Raw genomic sequence first — 15,966 nt, 5'->3', positions numbered from 1 at the left:
GGATATTAAAACGCGAACCGGATCGACTTTTAGTCATTCTTTCACTGAACTGTCTGTCAGGGCATTGGGGTGCGGTAGCTCAGGAGCCTTGCTTCGTGGGCGGACGCCGGGGAGGATGTATGATTAGCACCGTCGCATTGTTTTGGGCGTTATGCGTAGTTTGCATAGTGAATATGGCGCGCTACTTCTCATCGTTACGTGCGCTGTTAGTGGTACTTCGTGGTTGCGATCCGTTGCTGTATCAGTATGTGGACGGTGGAGGGTTCTTCACCTCGCATGGACAGCCCAGCAAGCAGATGCGTCTGGTGGGGTATATCTACTACCAGCGCTACCGCGATCATCACGATGAAGAGTTTATCCGTCGCTGCGAGCGTCTGCGTCGTCAGTTCATTTTGACCAGCGCCCTGTGTGGGCTGGTCGTGGTCAGTATGATTGCGTTGATGATTTGGCACTGAGCATAAAAAAAGCGGGTCAGTTTCCTGACCCGCTTTTTGTCGCCTTCAGCCAATTAAATCAGCTTCAGCGAAATCCAGTACAACCCGCCTGACAGCAGGATAGAAGCCGGAAGCGTAAACACCCAGGCCATCAGTATGTTGGTCACGGTTTTGCGCTGCAGACCGCCGCCGTCAACAATCATGGTACCTGCCACGGACGAGGAGAGTACGTGGGTGGTGGATACCGGCATACCGGTGTAGCTCGCCAGACCGATAGACACTGCCGCCGTCATCTGCGCGGACATACCCTGCGCATAGGTCATGCCTTTCTTACCGATCTTCTCGCCGATGGTGGTCGCCACACGGCGCCAGCCAATCATCGTACCGATACCCAGCGCCAGCGCGACGGCCATGATGATCCAGATTGGCGCGTACTCAATGGTATTGAGCATATCACTTTTCAGTTTCTTCAGCAGACGCTTGTCGTCACCATTCACCTCTGGCAGCTTCGCGACTTTATCGGTCACGTCGGAGATACAGAGCATGATACGACGCAACTGACCACGCTGTTCAACGGCCAGTTTATCGTAGCTTTCGATGTTGCCCAGCATACCTTTGGCACGTTCCAGCGCGTTAATCGCGTTAGCCGGATGGCAGTGGAATTCGCCAGGCGAGGTGGTGGCACCGGCTTCCGGAGAAGGGATCAACTGGTCAACGCCGGTCGCTTTTTTCAGCAGCTCAGGGTGCTGCTGGAAATAGGTTTCAACGTTGTTGACCGCATCACGGGTACGGGTGATTTCGTAACCCGAGGCGTTCATATTCACCACGAAGCCCGCCGGTGCGACACCGATCAGAACCAGCATCACCAGACCAATGCCTTTCTGCCCGTCGTTCGCGCCGTGAGAGAAGGCCACGCCGATAGCAGAAATGATCAGGGCGATACGCGTCCAGAATGGCGGCTTTTTCTTGCCGTCTTTCTTCTCACGCTCTGCTGGCGTCAGGTGGATACGCGCACGTTTCTTCGTGTTGCTCCAGTAGCGACGCAGGATGAAAATCAATCCACCCGCAACCACCAGACCCACGATAGGGGAGACGATGAGAGAAGCGAAAATGCCCAGTACTTTAGGCAGATTCAGCGCATCAACAACCGATGTCCCGGTCATCAGGGCGTTGGTTAACCCGATACCGATAATCGCGCCGATGAGGGTGTGAGAGCTGGATGCAGGCAGGCCAAAATACCAGGTACCGAGGTTCCAGATAATGGCAGCAAGCAGCATTGAGAACACCATGGCGAGGCCATGACCGGAACTCACGTTAAGCAGCAGATCCGTTGGCAGCATATGCACGATCGCATACGCAACGCTCAGTCCGCCCAGGAGGACACCAAAAAAGTTAAATACCGCCGCCATAACAACCGCAAGCTGCGATCGCATTGCGCGAGTGTAGATAACCGTTGCTACTGCGTTTGCAGTGTCGTGGAAGCCGTTGATCGCTTCGTAAAACAGTACAAAAAACAGAGCAAGCAATAGTAAAAGCCCGGTATGTAAATCCAGGCCGGCAAACAAATGTAGCATAGGACGTTACGCCATTTTGAGGACATGAACGCGGCGCATTATCCAGGACAAATGCGCAACGGGCAAAGTGAAATATAGACTTTTTTTGACATACCACCTGATTTGGGAAAAGTGCCTGAAAGGATAATCGTTAAATTTCAATGGAATGGCTTTGTAATATCTTTTTACGCTGGTGTGACCACAGAGGAAACTTTACAATCCGCGGCAGTTAACGAAGAGGGTTTTGACGTGGAAAGGTTTGATGCCGTGGTAATTGGCGCCGGTGCGGCGGGTATGTTTTGTGCGGCGATGGCCGGACAGGCGGGTCGTCGCGTGCTGTTGCTGGACAACGGAAAAAAGCCAGGCCGCAAGATCCTGATGTCAGGCGGCGGGCGCTGCAACTTCACCAATCTTTATGTCGAACCCGCGGCCTATTTGAGCCAGAACCGCCATTTTTGCAAATCTGCGCTGGCGCGTTACACCCAGTGGGACTTTATCGACCTGGTGGGTAAGCACGGGATCGCGTGGCATGAAAAGACGCTCGGGCAACTCTTCTGCGACGACTCCGCGCAGCAGATTGTCGATATGCTGGTGGACGAGTGCGAGAAGGGCGGCGTGGTCATGCGCCTGCGCACTGAAGTGCTGGAGGTGGCCCGCGACGAGCAGGGGTACACGCTGCAGTTGAATGGTGACACCGTCAGCGCCGATAATCTGGTGATCGCCAGCGGCGGTCTGTCGATGCCGGGGCTGGGCGCGTCACCGTTCGGCTACAAGATTGCCGAGCAGTTTGGCCTGAAGGTGCTGCCAACCCGCGCCGGGCTGGTGCCGTTCACGCTGCATAAGCCGCTGCTGGAACAGCTTCAGACGCTGTCCGGCGTCTCTGTTCCCTCCGTTATTACTGCCGAAGACGGGACGGTGTTCCGCGAAAACCTGCTCTTTACCCACCGCGGTCTCTCCGGCCCGGCGGTCCTGCAAATCTCCAGCTACTGGCAGCCGGGGGAATTTGTCTCGGTGAATCTGCTGCCGGACAGCGATCTGGACGCGTTCCTCAACGAACAGCGTACCGCACACCCGAATCAGAGCCTGAAAAATACCCTGGCGATGCAGCTGCCGAAGCGTCTGGTGGAGTGTTTGCAGGGGCTGGGGCAGATCCCGGATGTGTCGCTCAAGCAGCTTAACAGCCGCGAGCAGGAGACGTTGGTGGATACGCTAACGAACTGGCGCGTTCAGCCAAACGGTACCGAGGGGTATCGCACGGCGGAAGTGACGCTGGGCGGCGTTGATACGAATGAGCTTTCTTCACGCACGATGGAAGCGCGTAACGTACCGGGGCTCTACTTTATCGGCGAAGTGATGGACGTGACCGGCTGGCTCGGCGGATATAATTTCCAGTGGGCGTGGTCGAGCGCCTGGGCGTGCGCGCAGGCGTTGCAAAATGCGCAATAAATTGCCGGGGAGTCTCCTCCCCGGCGGTGTTGCCCATTCAGATGATGTAAGCATTAATCCGGTATAGCGTAATCCGCAATGCGGAAGGTGACCTTACCCGTCCAGGTGTTATCACGGTAAGAACCAATGGCGAGACTGTCCTGAGTGAAGCCATTGAAGCTCCCGGCCGCAATGGACGCGCCGAATTTTTCATACTGATTTTTACCCCAGTAGACTTTCGCAACGCCTTCTCTCACCAGCGTATTAATATTGATCATGCCTTCTTCATCGTCAGCGTAGTCATCCAGGCTTTTACCGCCGTTGATGACGTACACGGCGCCCACCTGCGTGCCGCTGCCGTTTACCGCATTCGGATCGCCAATCACCAGATCCTTTTTACCATCGCCATTCAAGTCCACATTACCGAGAATGCTGTTCCCGAACCCTGCCAGCTTGCTGCCAGGCCTGTCGGCGTAAATAGCATAGCCATCGTGTACGCTAAATGTTTTGTTGTAGTTCAGCCGGGTGTGCGCCGCATCGAGGAACAGAGACGATGGCAGCTTACTGCCGCCGGCCTTACCTTTAATAATCCAGACCAGCCCGGAACGTTTTTTATCAATACCCATGTCGGCAGGGGCGCTAATCGCAAAAGCGTTAGCGTGAGCATTCAGGAAATTACCTAATGGCGTAATGGTGCCGTTATTGGGCTTATCCTGCGTATACGCGCTATGATCGTTACTTCCTTCACCTCCGCCGGACTGACCACCCAGGAAAGCCGCCCCCATACCGTGAATGCGGGTTGCCTGTGTCGCGTTTAGCGAGGCGATGTCGAGATTCCCCTGGTTGAAGCTGCTGCCGTAGACGAGATAGGCCGTGCCGCGTCCATCAGTGCCGCTGTTCTCTGATTTACGGCCTTCATTGACCGATTCCGGGTCGACGATCAGGTAATCACTGAAGCCGTCGCCGTTAATATCCCCGACATCGCTGATCTGCTGCCCAAGGTTGTAGTTAAGGGGTTTATCCGGACCGTTGGTGGCGGTCATCTGCGGACGAATATAGGCACCGGTCGCGGCAGGGATCTCCCAGTCGCCCAGGTTGTTGCGCTTAATATCAATGTTCTGCCACTGATCGCCTGGCTTTTGAGCGCCGTAGATAATGACGGCGCCGCCGCGTCCGCCCGTGCCTTCGATATCGCCGATAGCAAGATCGACCATCTTGTTAGCCACGGCAGAATTTTTATATTTAATTGGGCCTACCGCGGCGCCAAACCAGCCGCCGGTATTCGCATTGCCTGAAGAATTCACCGTACGGATGCGAATACCCAGGCGAGCGTCGCCGTTGTCGATATCATTGAGGTCAATCTGATTAGAAAGACGCGCGCCGGTACGGTGATGCGGTCCGCCCCAGATAATATAGACCTGATCATGCCAGTGGGAGGCGATGACTAAATCATCATATCCATCGCCGTTAATATCACCTATTTTACGTACCGCGACGCCCATCCATTTTGTCGTCACTGAGCCAGGCTTATTCGCTTTATTGCTGTGGATAATTTTAAGCGCGTTTTGCGGATCGAATTCACCTACGTTATTGACTTGCTGCATGGGTTTCCCACCGGAAGTCCCGAAAATGACGTACGCGATCCCTTTTGCGCCATCCCCCCAGGGGGCCGTAATGACAATATCTTCACCCGCGATATGCGAACCATTGTCCTTATCGGAAAACTTACCGATCGTGGTCATCGTCATACCGAAATAGTCTTTTTGTTTTTCACCCTTAATAGATACAGGGACAGAATAAGGCTCGATATCGCTGGCGATAACCTGTGATGCCGTGATGCCAGTACCTGATAAAGCTGCAACGCAAAGCGCTACACGCGTTTTCGTTTTGAGTTTCATAGTATATATCCTTATACAAATCCATTTTTCATACCCGGCAACTCATTTGTATAGCGCTATGTGTTGCCGGGAAATAAGAGGTTTCTACGCTGTATTAAGTTTTTTCTTTATTTAAACTCGAAATCCAGCGTGGATGTGGCTTCAAATTTTCCCGGTTGTGGAGACTTTTCTCCTTGTTGGACAGGTGTTGCTATAATAGTGACATTCCCCTCCTGCGTTGGTACGGCCGAACTGCTGCCATCAATTTTATTCCCGTTGTGTTCAAGTTTTATCCCTAAATCATTGCGCTCACCTTCATCATTATGGGTCTTGATAAAACCAGAGCCATTAAAATCGGACGCGCGGAACTTAATACTCACCTTGCTTTCATCTTCAGGATTTTTGCAAGTCACACGAATATCCACTTTTTTTTGCTTACCGGTGGCCTCGGGCTTAAATTCATTCGCGGTAATACTGCCAAACGGGACCTTGATGGTTTGCCCGTCATTAATCATGCATTGTGGTGGAATATCAATTGACAGTTGGAAATTAAGTGTGACAAAAGGTCTGGAGGTGTCATAACTCCCCGTCTGTTTTTTGGCAAAAATGGTCACTAATTCCTGCATAGGAATATCAATGCGGCCTGAAGGAAGCGGTTTAGTTAATTCCAGAGAGACAGTCCCGCTGGAGCCGGTTGCGAACAGAGTATGGTCGTTTTTATCATCACAGTTATTTGTCGCAGGACGTCCATTATCAACACCGGCGGTATTACTCAAATCAACCGGTATATACCGCAATTCATCCTCGCCACCAAGAACGACATTTATACCGATATTAATACCCTTTTCCGCATCCAGAGGATAATAGATAAAGTCTGCGTTACGTTTGCCGCCTACTGTGCCCAGTTTCGTACTGGTAAATCGAAATAAGATACTTTCTGGCACGCTGGAGTCCTGACAGAGGCAGATACCATTAAAATTACCTTTATTATTCCATGTGGATTGGGTTGTGCCGGGTACGTCGTCGGCAGTAAGGTTTTCGATAATATCAAACTTGTGCGCCTGGCCAGATACGGTTGATGTCGGCCAGCAGCTTCCTACAACATCAGCATAAGCTGGCGCGCCCATCAATCCCCCTGCTGCCAGGCACGCGAGTAATGTTAATTTTTTCATTTTTAATTCCTTTATTTATTAACGGATGATTTGCAGGTCTGCGTTAACTGCACAATTCCGCTAATCGTGGGTTCCTGGCCAGAAAGCTGATAGTGAACCTGGCAACGCTGATCGGGTTTCTTACCCCAGCTCACGTCTAACGTTCCTTTTGCCGCCATCCCGGTGAGGAATACGCTGCCTTCATCACCCACAATGCTGGTGGTGGTATTCTGAGAAACAATGGCACCGAACGGAACGGGTTTGCCCTGCGCATCTTTCAGCGTCATCATCAGGCGTTTACCCACCGCCGTGGTGAAACGTGCCCGAACGATAGCCCCCCGGGTGGGAACGACTTTATGGCTGTTACTTTCCAGCTCGACATCGTCAGGTAATGTATCGGGACGCAGCTGGATATTGCTCTCCTGATAAGGTGTCAGGTAAGGCACCACCGCATAGCCCCAGGGGTCGGTGCGCACGCCAGTGTGGTTACGGACGCTGACACCTGCGGCATCCGGCGCTTCAACCAAAGCGACCGTTTCACCCAGCGACTGCGCCAGCGTGACGCCATGAGGATGAACCAGCACGCCCCCGCGCAGGCTGTAATTCAGCCGCTGCGCGTCCCGGCTATAGCCATACCCGGCGCCAACCTGCGCATAACGTCCGTTATAGCTAAGCGAGGCATCGCTACTGTTTGCCTGGCTTCCTGGGTTGATATTCTGCTGTACGCTCCAGTTCAGGTTATTGTCCTCAAGGGCGCTGCCGCTCAGGGAAACACTGTGGCCCGGCGAGCGTTTTTCCGCCGCAGAGAAGGTGTAACCGGCACGTGTGGAGCGGAGCCATTTGTCCAGAGGGACGCTCACGCTCAGGCTGAACAGATTGTCCTGGTTATAGAGACGCTGGTTATCCTCTTTTGTCACGTTCAGATAGTGGTTGTAATTCAGGCTATAGCTGATCCCGTTCCAGCTGTTGCCATAGCCCAGCGTGGCGGAGGTCGTGCGTTTTTGGCTCGTGTGGTAGTCCTCGCTGACCAGCATGGCGGAGAGATAGCCGAGGTTTTCTCCCAGGTTTTGGTTTAGCGTCAGTTCTGTACGGCTACGGCGTCGATCCAGGCGCGAGGGTTGCGAGTGATAGCTGCTCAGGGTTTCACCGAGCGTGTAGAAATCGGACGTCGAGTAGCGATAGCCCGCAATCGCAACGTTAGTGCCGGTAGACAGCAAATTTTTGTTATAGCGCAGGCGTAGCGACTGTCCCCGGTTTTTCTCTGCCTGTTTAGTGGTGGCCCAGGCCTGGGTAATATCAAATGACAGTGCGCCAAAATCGCCCATGTTTTTACCCATGCCAAAAAGCAGGGACTGATATTGACTGGCGGCCTGCATGCCTCCGTATATCGAGGTTTCCCACGGCAGACCGTAAATCAGGCTCCCTTGTGAAAACAGGGCATTCTCAGCATCGCTGCTGCTGGAACGATAGCTGCCGCTAATGACTTCATATTTGTATTGCCCTTCCCGCTGCATAACCGCTAACGACGCGTAAGGCACTAAAGAGACTTGTTCGCTGCCATCCGCCTCTTTCACCACAACTTTCAGCTCGCCGCTGCTGCCGAGGTAAAGATCGTTGATGACAAATTCACCGGGCGGGACATAGCTTTGATAAATGCTGTAGCCGTTCTGAAAAATAGTGATCTGGGCATTAGTACGAGCAATACCGCGGATCACCGGCGCATAGCCTCGCAGGCTGCCCGGAAGCATCTGTTCATCCGAGTAAAGCTGAACGCCGCGAAACGGGGTGCTATCAAAGACTTCTGCGGTAGAACTGTTATCCCCGACAATCAGCTGGCTATTCAGGGCGCTGATATCACGCTGCAGATAGGTATAAACCGATTCCCAGCGCCCAGCTTGTCCCTGGCTGTTACTCCAGGTCGAGAAATTGCGTAAACGCCAGGGTCCAACGTTCAGTCCCGGACGCAGGCTGAGGTACTGGCTATCGGTTCCCGTCCCGTTGTGCGAGGTCCACGTGGCGCCGCTGTAGTTGTAGCTGAGCATCAGGCCCGGAATACCCTGTTCCCGACGCGCAGGATCGATGTAGCCGTGAGCGTGGCTGTCCAGGGCCGCCTGGGGAATGCTGAGCCTTAACGCCTGCTCGCTGAAGTCAAATTCGCTGCTTGCGAGAGGGATCGCCGACAGATTCGCGCAGCCCTGGGTATCGTCCCGGAGCAACGGGAATGCCGCCGTTTTAACACCAAACGACTGGAGCGTCTCCTCGCTGAGGCACGGTGCGAGGATATTTTTATGCTGCGCGTTCTCTTCGAGTCGAAACGTGATATCGCGCGTGTCGTACATTTTATTGTTAAGAAACAGGTCAACACGATAAACGCCGGGTGTCTGGCTCTCTTTGTTCTCAAAGAGAGAAAGATCGACGGCGGTACGCGGCGCGCCACCCGTTTCCAGAAAGGCCGGGTCGAAGTAATCACTGGCGTATAATGCGCTGGGTAATATCCAGGCAAAGCAAAGCGCTGGACGAATGCCCCAAAATATAGTCATGAAAAAATACCCCTGTGAGGTTATTGTTTTAAAATCGTTATTCTATTTTTTGTGTGATTAACTGGCTGTTGCCGCCATAATCATTGATATATTTCCATTGCACGGTGGCATTGTTTTTCAAAAGCGTGTTCCTGAGCGTGAATGTTGTGCTGCTTTTAGGCGCGAGCATGTCAATCTCTGACCATGCTTTGTTATTGATCTTCACCTCCGCAAAGGAAATGTAATAAGACGAGTTGTTGCGTACAATGAGTTCGTTATTTTTAACAGACCATTGCACATTCTTACTAATATCCGTGGGTTCATCCATTAAATTTGACGGACGATAGAATAATTTGATCCGGGTATTTACCGCTATCTGCAGTTTATTAATGTCCTCTCTGGAAGAGGAGGGGATCGATTTTACGTTGATCCAGAAAAGCGACTCGCGATCCTGCGGTAAAGGCGCGCCGTTATAGATAATACGGAGCGCGTTGGACTTACCTGCATCCATGCGAAAAAGCGGTGGCGTCACAATAAACGGGGCTTTGGTGCCCTGTGAAACTTTGCCCTGTACCCAGCTCTGTACCAGGAACGGGCTGGCAGTATTATTTCTGACTGTAATATTGCTCTCTTTCTTGTCCGCATGATACACCACTCGCGTATTGGATAAGGTCACACTGGCGTGTGACATACAAGAGCCAAAGAGCAGAGCCAGCAGCGTCAGATAGCGTTTCCTTAACATAAAACGTCCTTGCGTTCCGGGCTGTTATTCATTGCCCGGAACTGAGTTGAATGATTTATTTATAGATAATGGTGTAATCCGCAACCGCATCTGCCTTACCGGCGGTCACAGCATCCAGGGATGATTTATAACGGGCTGAATACAGCAGGGTGGCTGCCCCCGTGGTGCCATCACCGGTAATAGGAACAAATTTATTCGGGTTGTCGCCCAGTTTTAACGATGTTCCATCTTCATTCAGGAATTCAATACCCAAACCCGTTGCGGCGTCGCCACCGGTTTTAAGCGCGAGCAGATTATTATCATTAGCATCATAGGCACCGCCAAATCGTGCTCCGGCTGATTTAAGTACGGCGGTATCGCAGTTAGACAGTTCTATCTGGATACGGTGAATACCCGCAACGTCACCTTTTTCTTTAAATGCTGAAGACGAGATGGTACCCATATCGATCGTTGGGTTCCCCCCCTGGCCGTTAATATCGACATCACAGGTGCTCGCGGTAATCATACCCGTGAATTCAATGGTCCCTGCGCCTTTACCTGGCGCTGCATGGCTGGAAGGACTGGCAATTGCAGCCAATAAAAATCCCATGGTAATAACGGATTTATTCATTTTTTAAAATATTCCTCAGTGTGTAAAAGGTAGAACAGTATTATTTCGGGTTAGTCACTCGAAAGCGTTGTTGTGGTCACGGGATGTGGATATTCCGCTAATATGAAACATTAAGGTGGATATTCATCATCGCTTACCAGTCCATGTGAAAAACTTCCATCACAAGAAGTCTGAATATTTTTCTGGGTCAGGTTAACAAGCGTTTAAAAAAAATAAAGTGAGAACATTATGATTTGTCTTTGGTTGTTTTAAAATCAATGAGTTAGATTGTTTTTATCAGGGTTTTATCAGCAATTCAGTGTGAGAATTTTACGGCTTATTTACTACTTGCCGTATGTCAGGTTCAGCTCAGATAATAAAACTTTCATAATAATGAAAGAATAATCTCCGGAAGAACACGTTGCCTTCCCGGAAGACGTAAGAGAAATCCTGGCACTTTTAACATCACATTTACATTGCCGGGCTGGCGTCAAGAAGTGTTATTATTATTCTCTTGCCCGGTGATACGGGCGTTTTCTTTTTTTTGTTGCAAACGTTGCCTCTGCCAGCGCGCAGATGAAGGTTAAGGATAGATTCATGGCTTCTGCTCATCTCGGTTTTCCGACTGAAACCGTTGTTGTCTTTGTGGTGATGGCCGTTGGGGCGATGTTTATCGACCTCTTCATGCACCGTCACGATAAACCTGTTTCGCTGAAAAGTGCGGCCATGTGGTCCGTTTTCTGGTTCTCGATGGCGATGGCCTTCGCCGGTTTTCTGTACATCCACCACGGCGCCGAGATGGCGAGCCTGTTCCTCACCGGTTACGCGCTGGAAGAGGTGCTCTCCATCGATAACCTGTTCGTGATGATGGCGATCTTTGCCTGGTTCGGCGTGCCGGATAAGTACCGTCACCGTGTGCTCTACTGGGGCGTGCTGGGGGCGATTGTCTTCCGCGGTATTTTCGTGGCGATCGGCACCAGCCTGCTGAGCCTGGGGCCTTACGTGGAAGTTATTTTTGCGCTGGTCGTCGGCTGGACGGCGGTGATGATGCTCAAGCGCAATGAAGAAAGTGACGAAGTGGAAGATTACTCGGGCCACCTTGCCTATCGCCTGGTGAAACGCTTCTATCCCGTCTGGCCCAAAATCAGCAGCAACGCGTTTATCCTGACGCAGAAAGAGGTCGATGCGGAGCTTGAAAAGCCGGAAAACCAGGACGTAACGGTTGGCCGCGTGAAGAAGGCGAAGCGCTACGCAACGCCGCTGCTGCTCTGCGTGGCGGTGGTGGAACTCTCTGACGTGATGTTCGCGTTTGACTCCGTACCGGCGATTATTGCGGTAAGCCGCGAGCCGCTGATTATCTACAGCGCCATGATGTTCGCCATTCTCGGCTTGCGTACCCTCTACTTTGTGCTGGAAGCGCTTAAGCAGTATCTGGTGCACCTGGAGAAAGCGGTGGTGCTGCTGCTGTTCTTCGTGGCGTTCAAGCTGGGTCTGAATGCGACCGATCACTTCTGGCACCACGGTTACAGCATTGGCGCGACGGCCAGCCTGTTTGTGGTGTTAGGTGTGCTGGCGCTGGGGATTATTGCGAGCGTGTTGTTCCCGGGGAAACGTGAGGCCTGATGCACCGATTTTCTCCCTCTCCCACAGGGAGAGGGCTGGGGTGAGGGCAACAGACCGCACCTAACCCTTAATCGGTGAATTCCGGCGCTTGCGCGGGTGATGGAAGTGCCGCCAGTGTGGATCCTGCGCCGCGGCCAGCAGTTCGTGGTCGCCGCGGGTGTCGCCCCAGGCTCGCAGATGATAGTCGTTCAGATCGCCATACACCTTCTCCAGCCTCGCCACTTTCTGGGCGCAGCGGCAGTTATTGCCCGTAATGCGTCCCGTCAGCTTGCCGTCCTTCACTTCCAGCTGCGTGCCAATCAGCTTAATGCCGAGCCTGTCCGCCCACGGCTGGAGCACCAGCGCCGGCGACGCAGAGCAGATCGTCACTTCCGCGCCGGAATTCACCTCAGCCGCCACCGCCAGAACCCCTTCGGGGCGCATCAGCTTGTTCCAGTATTTTTCGCAAAAGGCTTCCGCCTGCTGGCGTAGCCAGTGTTCGTCCACGCCTGTCAGGAACGTTTTAATCAGCACTTCCTTCAGCTCATCACGCGTCAGCTTGCGGCGCACGCAGTGGAGCGTGGGCAGCGCCATGCGCACCAGACGACCCGCAAAGTAGCGTTTCCCAAAGGCAAAACGCAGGAAAGGGATAAAGCTGTCGTGGTGCGTGAGCGTCCCGTCAAAGTCAAAGACAGAGAGCACGCTGGATTTCGCCACCGTCTCGTCGGCAATCATATTGGTCATAAATACGTCTTAGCTGAATTACACATTCTGTCGATCAGTTTACCTGCTTTATCTGAACAGTCCTTACATCACCACCCTTTTTTTTCTCAATCTTGCGATCTGAAAGTGAGTCCAATTTTGGCCTCAATAATGATTGGTGAAAAAGTGAGCAGTCTATATTATCGCCACATCGAAAGATATTTCGGGGGAACGTTGGCCCCCACAGGTAAGGATAAATTCACTCTTAGCTCCTGTTTAGATATGACATTCAGATCGCTTATTTCAATCCTCACGTTAAGTTTTGCTTCGTTTTCCGCACTGAGTTTTCAGTTGCCCGCATCGATGATCTCCGCCGATAGCACATTTGCGGAATCGCCGGTGAAGTCGGCCCTGCTTCACCAGGAGACAGGCCCACTCCGCTCCCGGATACTGGATCAATACCAGAAATGGAAAGGGACTCACTATCAGTGGGGCGGCACCACGCACCGCGGAGTGGATTGCTCCGCGCTTATGCAGCATCTGTTCAGCGATGCGGCGCATCTTTATCTGCCGCGCACGACGAGTGAGCAGATCCATCGCGGTGTACAGGTAGCGCAATACCGTCTGAAGGCGGGAGATTTGGTCTTCTTCCAGACGGGCCCGAACCGCAGGCACGTTGGCGTGTATATCGGTAACAGCCAGTTTATTCATGCCTCCAGCAGCCAGGGCGTAACGGTCTCAACCCTGACTGATGACTACTGGCAGGATCGTTACATTACCGCCCGTCGTGTCGCGGGCAGCGCCGCCTGACGACATTAAATAATGTCATCCACCACGCCACCATCGACGCGCAATGCCGCGCCTGAGGTGGCGGAGGCCTGCGGCGAACAGACATAAATCACCATATTAGCCACCTCTTCAACGGTGGCGGCGCGCTGGATAACCGAGCTGGGGCGGTTGGTCATGACAAATTCTTTCGCCAGCTGCTCCAGCGATTTACCGGTTTTCTCGATCTCATCTTTCATCATTTCAGCGAAACCGTCCGACATCGTCGGGCCCGGCAGCACGCTGTTCACCGTCACGCCGCTTCCCGCCACGAACTTCGCCAGCCCGCGCGCCAGCGAAAGCTGTGCCGTTTTAGTCACCCCGTAGTGGATCATGTCTGCCGGGATATTGCAGGCTGACTCGGAGGAGATAAACACCACGCGGCCCCAGCCTTTTTTCACCATACCCGGCAGCAGGGCGCGGGAGAGGCGCACGCCGGACATCACGTTGGTCTGCCAGTAGCGCTCCCAGGTTTCATCGTCGGTGCCATAGAAATCCTGCGGGCCGTAAATCCCGGCGTTGTTCACCAGAATATCGACGTCGCTCGCGACCTTCAGCAGCGATTCAACCCCTTCCGCGGTGCTGAGATCGGCAATGGCTGCACGCACCTGCACGCCAGGCACAACCTGCTGCAGCTGCTGAATACCTTTGTTCACCGAGTCGGTGCTGCGGCCATTAACGATCACTTCCGCGCCGCTTTCTGCCAGGCCTCTGGCAATGGCAAACCCGATCCCGCCGGTTGAGGCGGTGACCAGGGCCACTTTCCCTGCAAAGTCGATTTTCATCATCAGCTCCTTATCGTTTTAACGTTCGGACCTTAAAGCGTAGCAGGTGATGATGACGGCTCCTGGCTAAAAAGGCGCAGCAGGGTTTCAACCTGCTCATCCAGCGGGGCGAGGGTGCGCTTCACGATCAGATGCAGCGGCGTGGCCCGACGAACGCCGTGGCTCAGCGGGAGGATTTTTAGTACGCCTTGCTCCAGCTGGGGCTGAATGCGTTCCTCTGGCAGCCAGCCGTAGCCGACCTGCGAGACGACCGCCTCTATGGCTGCGTCGATGGTCGAGAACGTCCACGACTCGCCGGCAGCCCGCGCGGCGTTCTGGCTGTCCGCAATCTGGATTAGCGGCCACGGGCGCAGCATCTCATCATTCAGCGGCGCGTCGAGGCTAAAGAGGGGATGCCGGTGATGCGCCACGGCGACAAAGTCAATATTCATCAGCCATTCGCCGAGCCCGGTAATGTCCTGGCGGCGGGTTAAAACCATCACATCGGCCTCGTTGTTTATGGCATCGGCGCGGGTATTTTCCAGCACCTCCGTGAGGCGGACCTGAGTTTGCGGATACTGCTGCTGGAACTGACGCAGAATGGCGAACAGGCGGCGGCGTGGGAAAATCGAGTCCACCACCAGGTCCAGCCGCGTGCGCATCCCGTTACGAAGGGTCGCCGCGCGCGTCTCGACATACGAAAACGCTTTCAGCAGCGGTTTCACCTGGCCGAGAAGCAGTTCACCGGCCGGGGTCAACACCGCCCTGCGCCCCTCCGGCGCCAGCAACGCCACGCCCAGCCGCTCCTGCAGCAGCGACAGGTTATAGCTCACCGAGGACTGACTGCGGTGGGTTTCTTCCGCAGCTTTGGCAAAGCTGCCCGCATCCACCACTTTTTCCAGTAAGGCCCACTGTTCCAGCGTTGTCTTGTGCATAATTTATCTAAAATTTGGATGAATTTGATTAAAACATAGCGTTATTCATTCATTTTTTGAAGGCTTAAGATCGTCTCATCAAAACGAAGGAGACATCTTATGAGCACATTCGACAAACACGACTTAAGCGGCTTCGTTGGCAAACATCTGGTTTATACCTATGACAACGGCTGGAATTACGAAATTTACGTCAAAAACGAGACTACTCTCGACTACCGTATTCACAGCGGTCTGGTGGCGAACCGTTGGGTTAAAGATCAGCAGGCTTACATCGTGCGGGTAGGGGAGAGCATCTATAAAATCTCCTGGACCGAGCCAACCGGTACGGACGTTAGCCTGATTGTGAACCTGGGCGACAAACTGTTCCACGGCACCATCTTCTTCCCGCGTTGGGTCATGAACAACCCGGAAAAAACCGTCTGCTTCCAGAACGACCATATTCCGCTGATGAACAGCTATCGCGATGCGGGGCCGGCATATCCAACAGAAGTGATTGACGAATTTGCCACCATCACCTTTGTACGCGACTGCGGTGCGAACAACGAAAGCGTGATTGCCTGTGCAGCCAGCGAGTTACCGAAAAACTTTCCCGATAACTTAAAATAAGCGCGACAATTAACTAAAAAGAAAAGTTCCCGGTTATTTCTGCTTTTACAGAAATAACCGGGATTTTTTTTGTTTGTTGATGTTCGGTTTAAAATAACATTTTGTAAAAATTGAGTTTGATCACGAAATAAATAATTCATAATTACATAAGCTATTGTTTATAAATGAATTAATATTGATTTTGTTACAACTAAATTACGCATCTTAATTTTTCACTAAGAAATGAACTCTACCTTGATATG

14 protein-coding genes are annotated in these 15,966 nt (G+C 52.8%); 5 read left to right on the top strand and 9 right to left on the bottom strand.

Annotation, left to right across the window (positions count from 1 at the left end; all coding sequences use genetic code 11):
- Nucleotides 1–119: 119 nt before the first annotated feature.
- Nucleotides 120–455 carry a universal stress protein UspB gene (uspB, locus tag IM273_RS05195; protein ID WP_003861224.1) on the top strand — a complete coding sequence of 112 codons (336 nt, stop codon included), beginning with the start codon at nt 120–122 and terminating at the stop codon, nt 453–455.
- 53 nt (nt 456–508) lie between these two features.
- Here uspB and pitA read toward each other — a convergent pair whose 3' ends face one another.
- Entirely contained in the window at nt 509–2,008 is a 1,500-nt protein-coding gene (pitA, locus tag IM273_RS05190; protein ID WP_193050683.1) for an inorganic phosphate transporter PitA, read from the bottom strand.
- Between the two features lie 228 nt (nt 2,009–2,236).
- Here pitA and IM273_RS05185 point away from each other — a divergent pair, with 228 nt between their 5' ends.
- A complete protein-coding gene (locus IM273_RS05185) occupies nt 2,237–3,433 on the top strand; it encodes an NAD(P)/FAD-dependent oxidoreductase (RefSeq protein ID WP_193050681.1) in 1,197 nt (398 codons plus the stop codon).
- Nucleotides 3,434–3,486: 53 nt separating this feature from the next.
- Here the strand turns inward: IM273_RS05185 and IM273_RS05180 are convergent, their stop codons facing one another.
- From IM273_RS05180 to IM273_RS05160, 5 genes are all read right to left on the bottom strand, one after another.
- Nucleotides 3,487–5,310 (bottom strand): integrin alpha, encoded by a 1,824-nt coding sequence (locus IM273_RS05180; protein WP_193050679.1) that lies wholly within the window; start codon nt 5,308–5,310, stop codon nt 3,487–3,489.
- Nucleotides 5,311–5,417: 107 nt separating this feature from the next.
- Nucleotides 5,418–6,461 (bottom strand): fimbrial protein, encoded by a 1,044-nt coding sequence (locus IM273_RS05175; protein WP_193050678.1) that lies wholly within the window; start codon nt 6,459–6,461, stop codon nt 5,418–5,420.
- A gap of 11 nt (nt 6,462–6,472) precedes the next feature.
- Nucleotides 6,473–8,980 carry a fimbria/pilus outer membrane usher protein gene (locus IM273_RS05170; protein WP_193050677.1) on the bottom strand — a complete coding sequence of 836 codons (2,508 nt, stop codon included), beginning with the start codon at nt 8,978–8,980 and terminating at the stop codon, nt 6,473–6,475.
- Nucleotides 8,981–9,017: 37 nt separating this feature from the next.
- Nucleotides 9,018–9,701, bottom strand: coding sequence for a molecular chaperone (locus IM273_RS05165; protein WP_088205118.1), 684 nt, complete (start codon nt 9,699–9,701; stop codon nt 9,018–9,020).
- A 55-nt stretch (nt 9,702–9,756) separates the two neighbouring features.
- Nucleotides 9,757–10,311, bottom strand: a complete 555-nt coding sequence (locus IM273_RS05160) for a fimbrial protein (protein WP_028014728.1) — start codon at nt 10,309–10,311, stop codon at nt 9,757–9,759.
- A 576-nt stretch (nt 10,312–10,887) separates the two neighbouring features.
- Between IM273_RS05160 and IM273_RS05155 the strand changes: the two genes are divergently transcribed.
- The gene (locus tag IM273_RS05155; protein WP_045259396.1) at nt 10,888–11,913 is read left to right on the top strand and encodes a TerC/Alx family metal homeostasis membrane protein; all 1,026 of its coding nucleotides are present in this window, start codon (nt 10,888–10,890) and stop codon (nt 11,911–11,913) included.
- Between the two features lie 60 nt (nt 11,914–11,973).
- Here the strand turns inward: IM273_RS05155 and IM273_RS05150 are convergent, their stop codons facing one another.
- On the bottom strand, nt 11,974–12,636 hold the full coding sequence (locus IM273_RS05150; RefSeq protein WP_028014726.1) for an HAD family hydrolase: 663 nt from the start codon (nt 12,634–12,636) through the stop codon (nt 11,974–11,976).
- Nucleotides 12,637–12,876: 240 nt separating this feature from the next.
- Between IM273_RS05150 and IM273_RS05145 the strand changes: the two genes are divergently transcribed.
- Nucleotides 12,877–13,404: an NlpC/P60 family protein gene (locus IM273_RS05145; protein ID WP_028014725.1), complete on the top strand. Its 528-nt coding sequence runs from the start codon at nt 12,877–12,879 to the stop codon at nt 13,402–13,404.
- A 5-nt stretch (nt 13,405–13,409) separates the two neighbouring features.
- On the opposite strand, the gene IM273_RS05140 is transcribed toward IM273_RS05145, so the two are convergent.
- Both IM273_RS05140 and IM273_RS05135 read right to left on the bottom strand, forming a co-directional pair.
- Nucleotides 13,410–14,204 carry an SDR family NAD(P)-dependent oxidoreductase gene (locus IM273_RS05140; RefSeq protein ID WP_041911873.1) on the bottom strand — a complete coding sequence of 265 codons (795 nt, stop codon included), beginning with the start codon at nt 14,202–14,204 and terminating at the stop codon, nt 13,410–13,412.
- Nucleotides 14,205–14,236: 32 nt separating this feature from the next.
- Nucleotides 14,237–15,118 (bottom strand): LysR family transcriptional regulator, encoded by an 882-nt coding sequence (locus IM273_RS05135; protein ID WP_193050676.1) that lies wholly within the window; start codon nt 15,116–15,118, stop codon nt 14,237–14,239.
- Between the two features lie 99 nt (nt 15,119–15,217).
- On the opposite strand from IM273_RS05135, the gene IM273_RS05130 reads away from it, so the two are divergent.
- The gene (locus IM273_RS05130; RefSeq protein WP_126327227.1) at nt 15,218–15,724 is read left to right on the top strand and encodes a phenolic acid decarboxylase; all 507 of its coding nucleotides are present in this window, start codon (nt 15,218–15,220) and stop codon (nt 15,722–15,724) included.
- Nucleotides 15,725–15,966 lie beyond the last annotated feature (242 nt).

The sequence above is a fragment of the Enterobacter cloacae complex sp. P13B genome (genome assembly GCF_014895915.1).
GTDB lineage: Bacteria > Pseudomonadota > Gammaproteobacteria > Enterobacterales > Enterobacteriaceae > Enterobacter > Enterobacter bugandensis.
The sequence above is the reverse complement of the archived record's forward strand: the minus strand, read 5'-3'. Positions and strand labels throughout refer to the sequence as shown.

Bases quoted from the DNA above. Each gene is read 5' to 3' on its own strand.
- uspB (WP_003861224.1), top strand. From the start codon at position 120: ATGATTAGCACCGTCGCATTGTTTTGGGCGTTATGCGTAGTTTGCATA.
- pitA (WP_193050683.1), bottom strand. From the start codon at position 2,008: ATGCTACATTTGTTTGCCGGCCTGGATTTACATACCGGGCTTTTACTA.
- IM273_RS05180 (WP_193050679.1), bottom strand. From the start codon at position 5,310: ATGAAACTCAAAACGAAAACGCGTGTAGCGCTTTGCGTTGCAGCTTTA.
- IM273_RS05175 (WP_193050678.1), bottom strand. From the start codon at position 6,461: ATGAAAAAATTAACATTACTCGCGTGCCTGGCAGCAGGGGGATTGATG.
- IM273_RS05170 (WP_193050677.1), bottom strand. From the start codon at position 8,980: ATGACTATATTTTGGGGCATTCGTCCAGCGCTTTGCTTTGCCTGGATA.
- IM273_RS05165 (WP_088205118.1), bottom strand. From the start codon at position 9,701: ATGTTAAGGAAACGCTATCTGACGCTGCTGGCTCTGCTCTTTGGCTCT.
- IM273_RS05160 (WP_028014728.1), bottom strand. From the start codon at position 10,311: ATGAATAAATCCGTTATTACCATGGGATTTTTATTGGCTGCAATTGCC.
- IM273_RS05155 (WP_045259396.1), top strand. From the start codon at position 10,888: ATGGCTTCTGCTCATCTCGGTTTTCCGACTGAAACCGTTGTTGTCTTT.
- IM273_RS05150 (WP_028014726.1), bottom strand. From the start codon at position 12,636: ATGACCAATATGATTGCCGACGAGACGGTGGCGAAATCCAGCGTGCTC.
- IM273_RS05145 (WP_028014725.1), top strand. From the start codon at position 12,877: ATGACATTCAGATCGCTTATTTCAATCCTCACGTTAAGTTTTGCTTCG.
- IM273_RS05140 (WP_041911873.1), bottom strand. From the start codon at position 14,204: ATGAAAATCGACTTTGCAGGGAAAGTGGCCCTGGTCACCGCCTCAACC.
- IM273_RS05135 (WP_193050676.1), bottom strand. From the start codon at position 15,118: ATGCACAAGACAACGCTGGAACAGTGGGCCTTACTGGAAAAAGTGGTG.
- IM273_RS05130 (WP_126327227.1), top strand. From the start codon at position 15,218: ATGAGCACATTCGACAAACACGACTTAAGCGGCTTCGTTGGCAAACAT.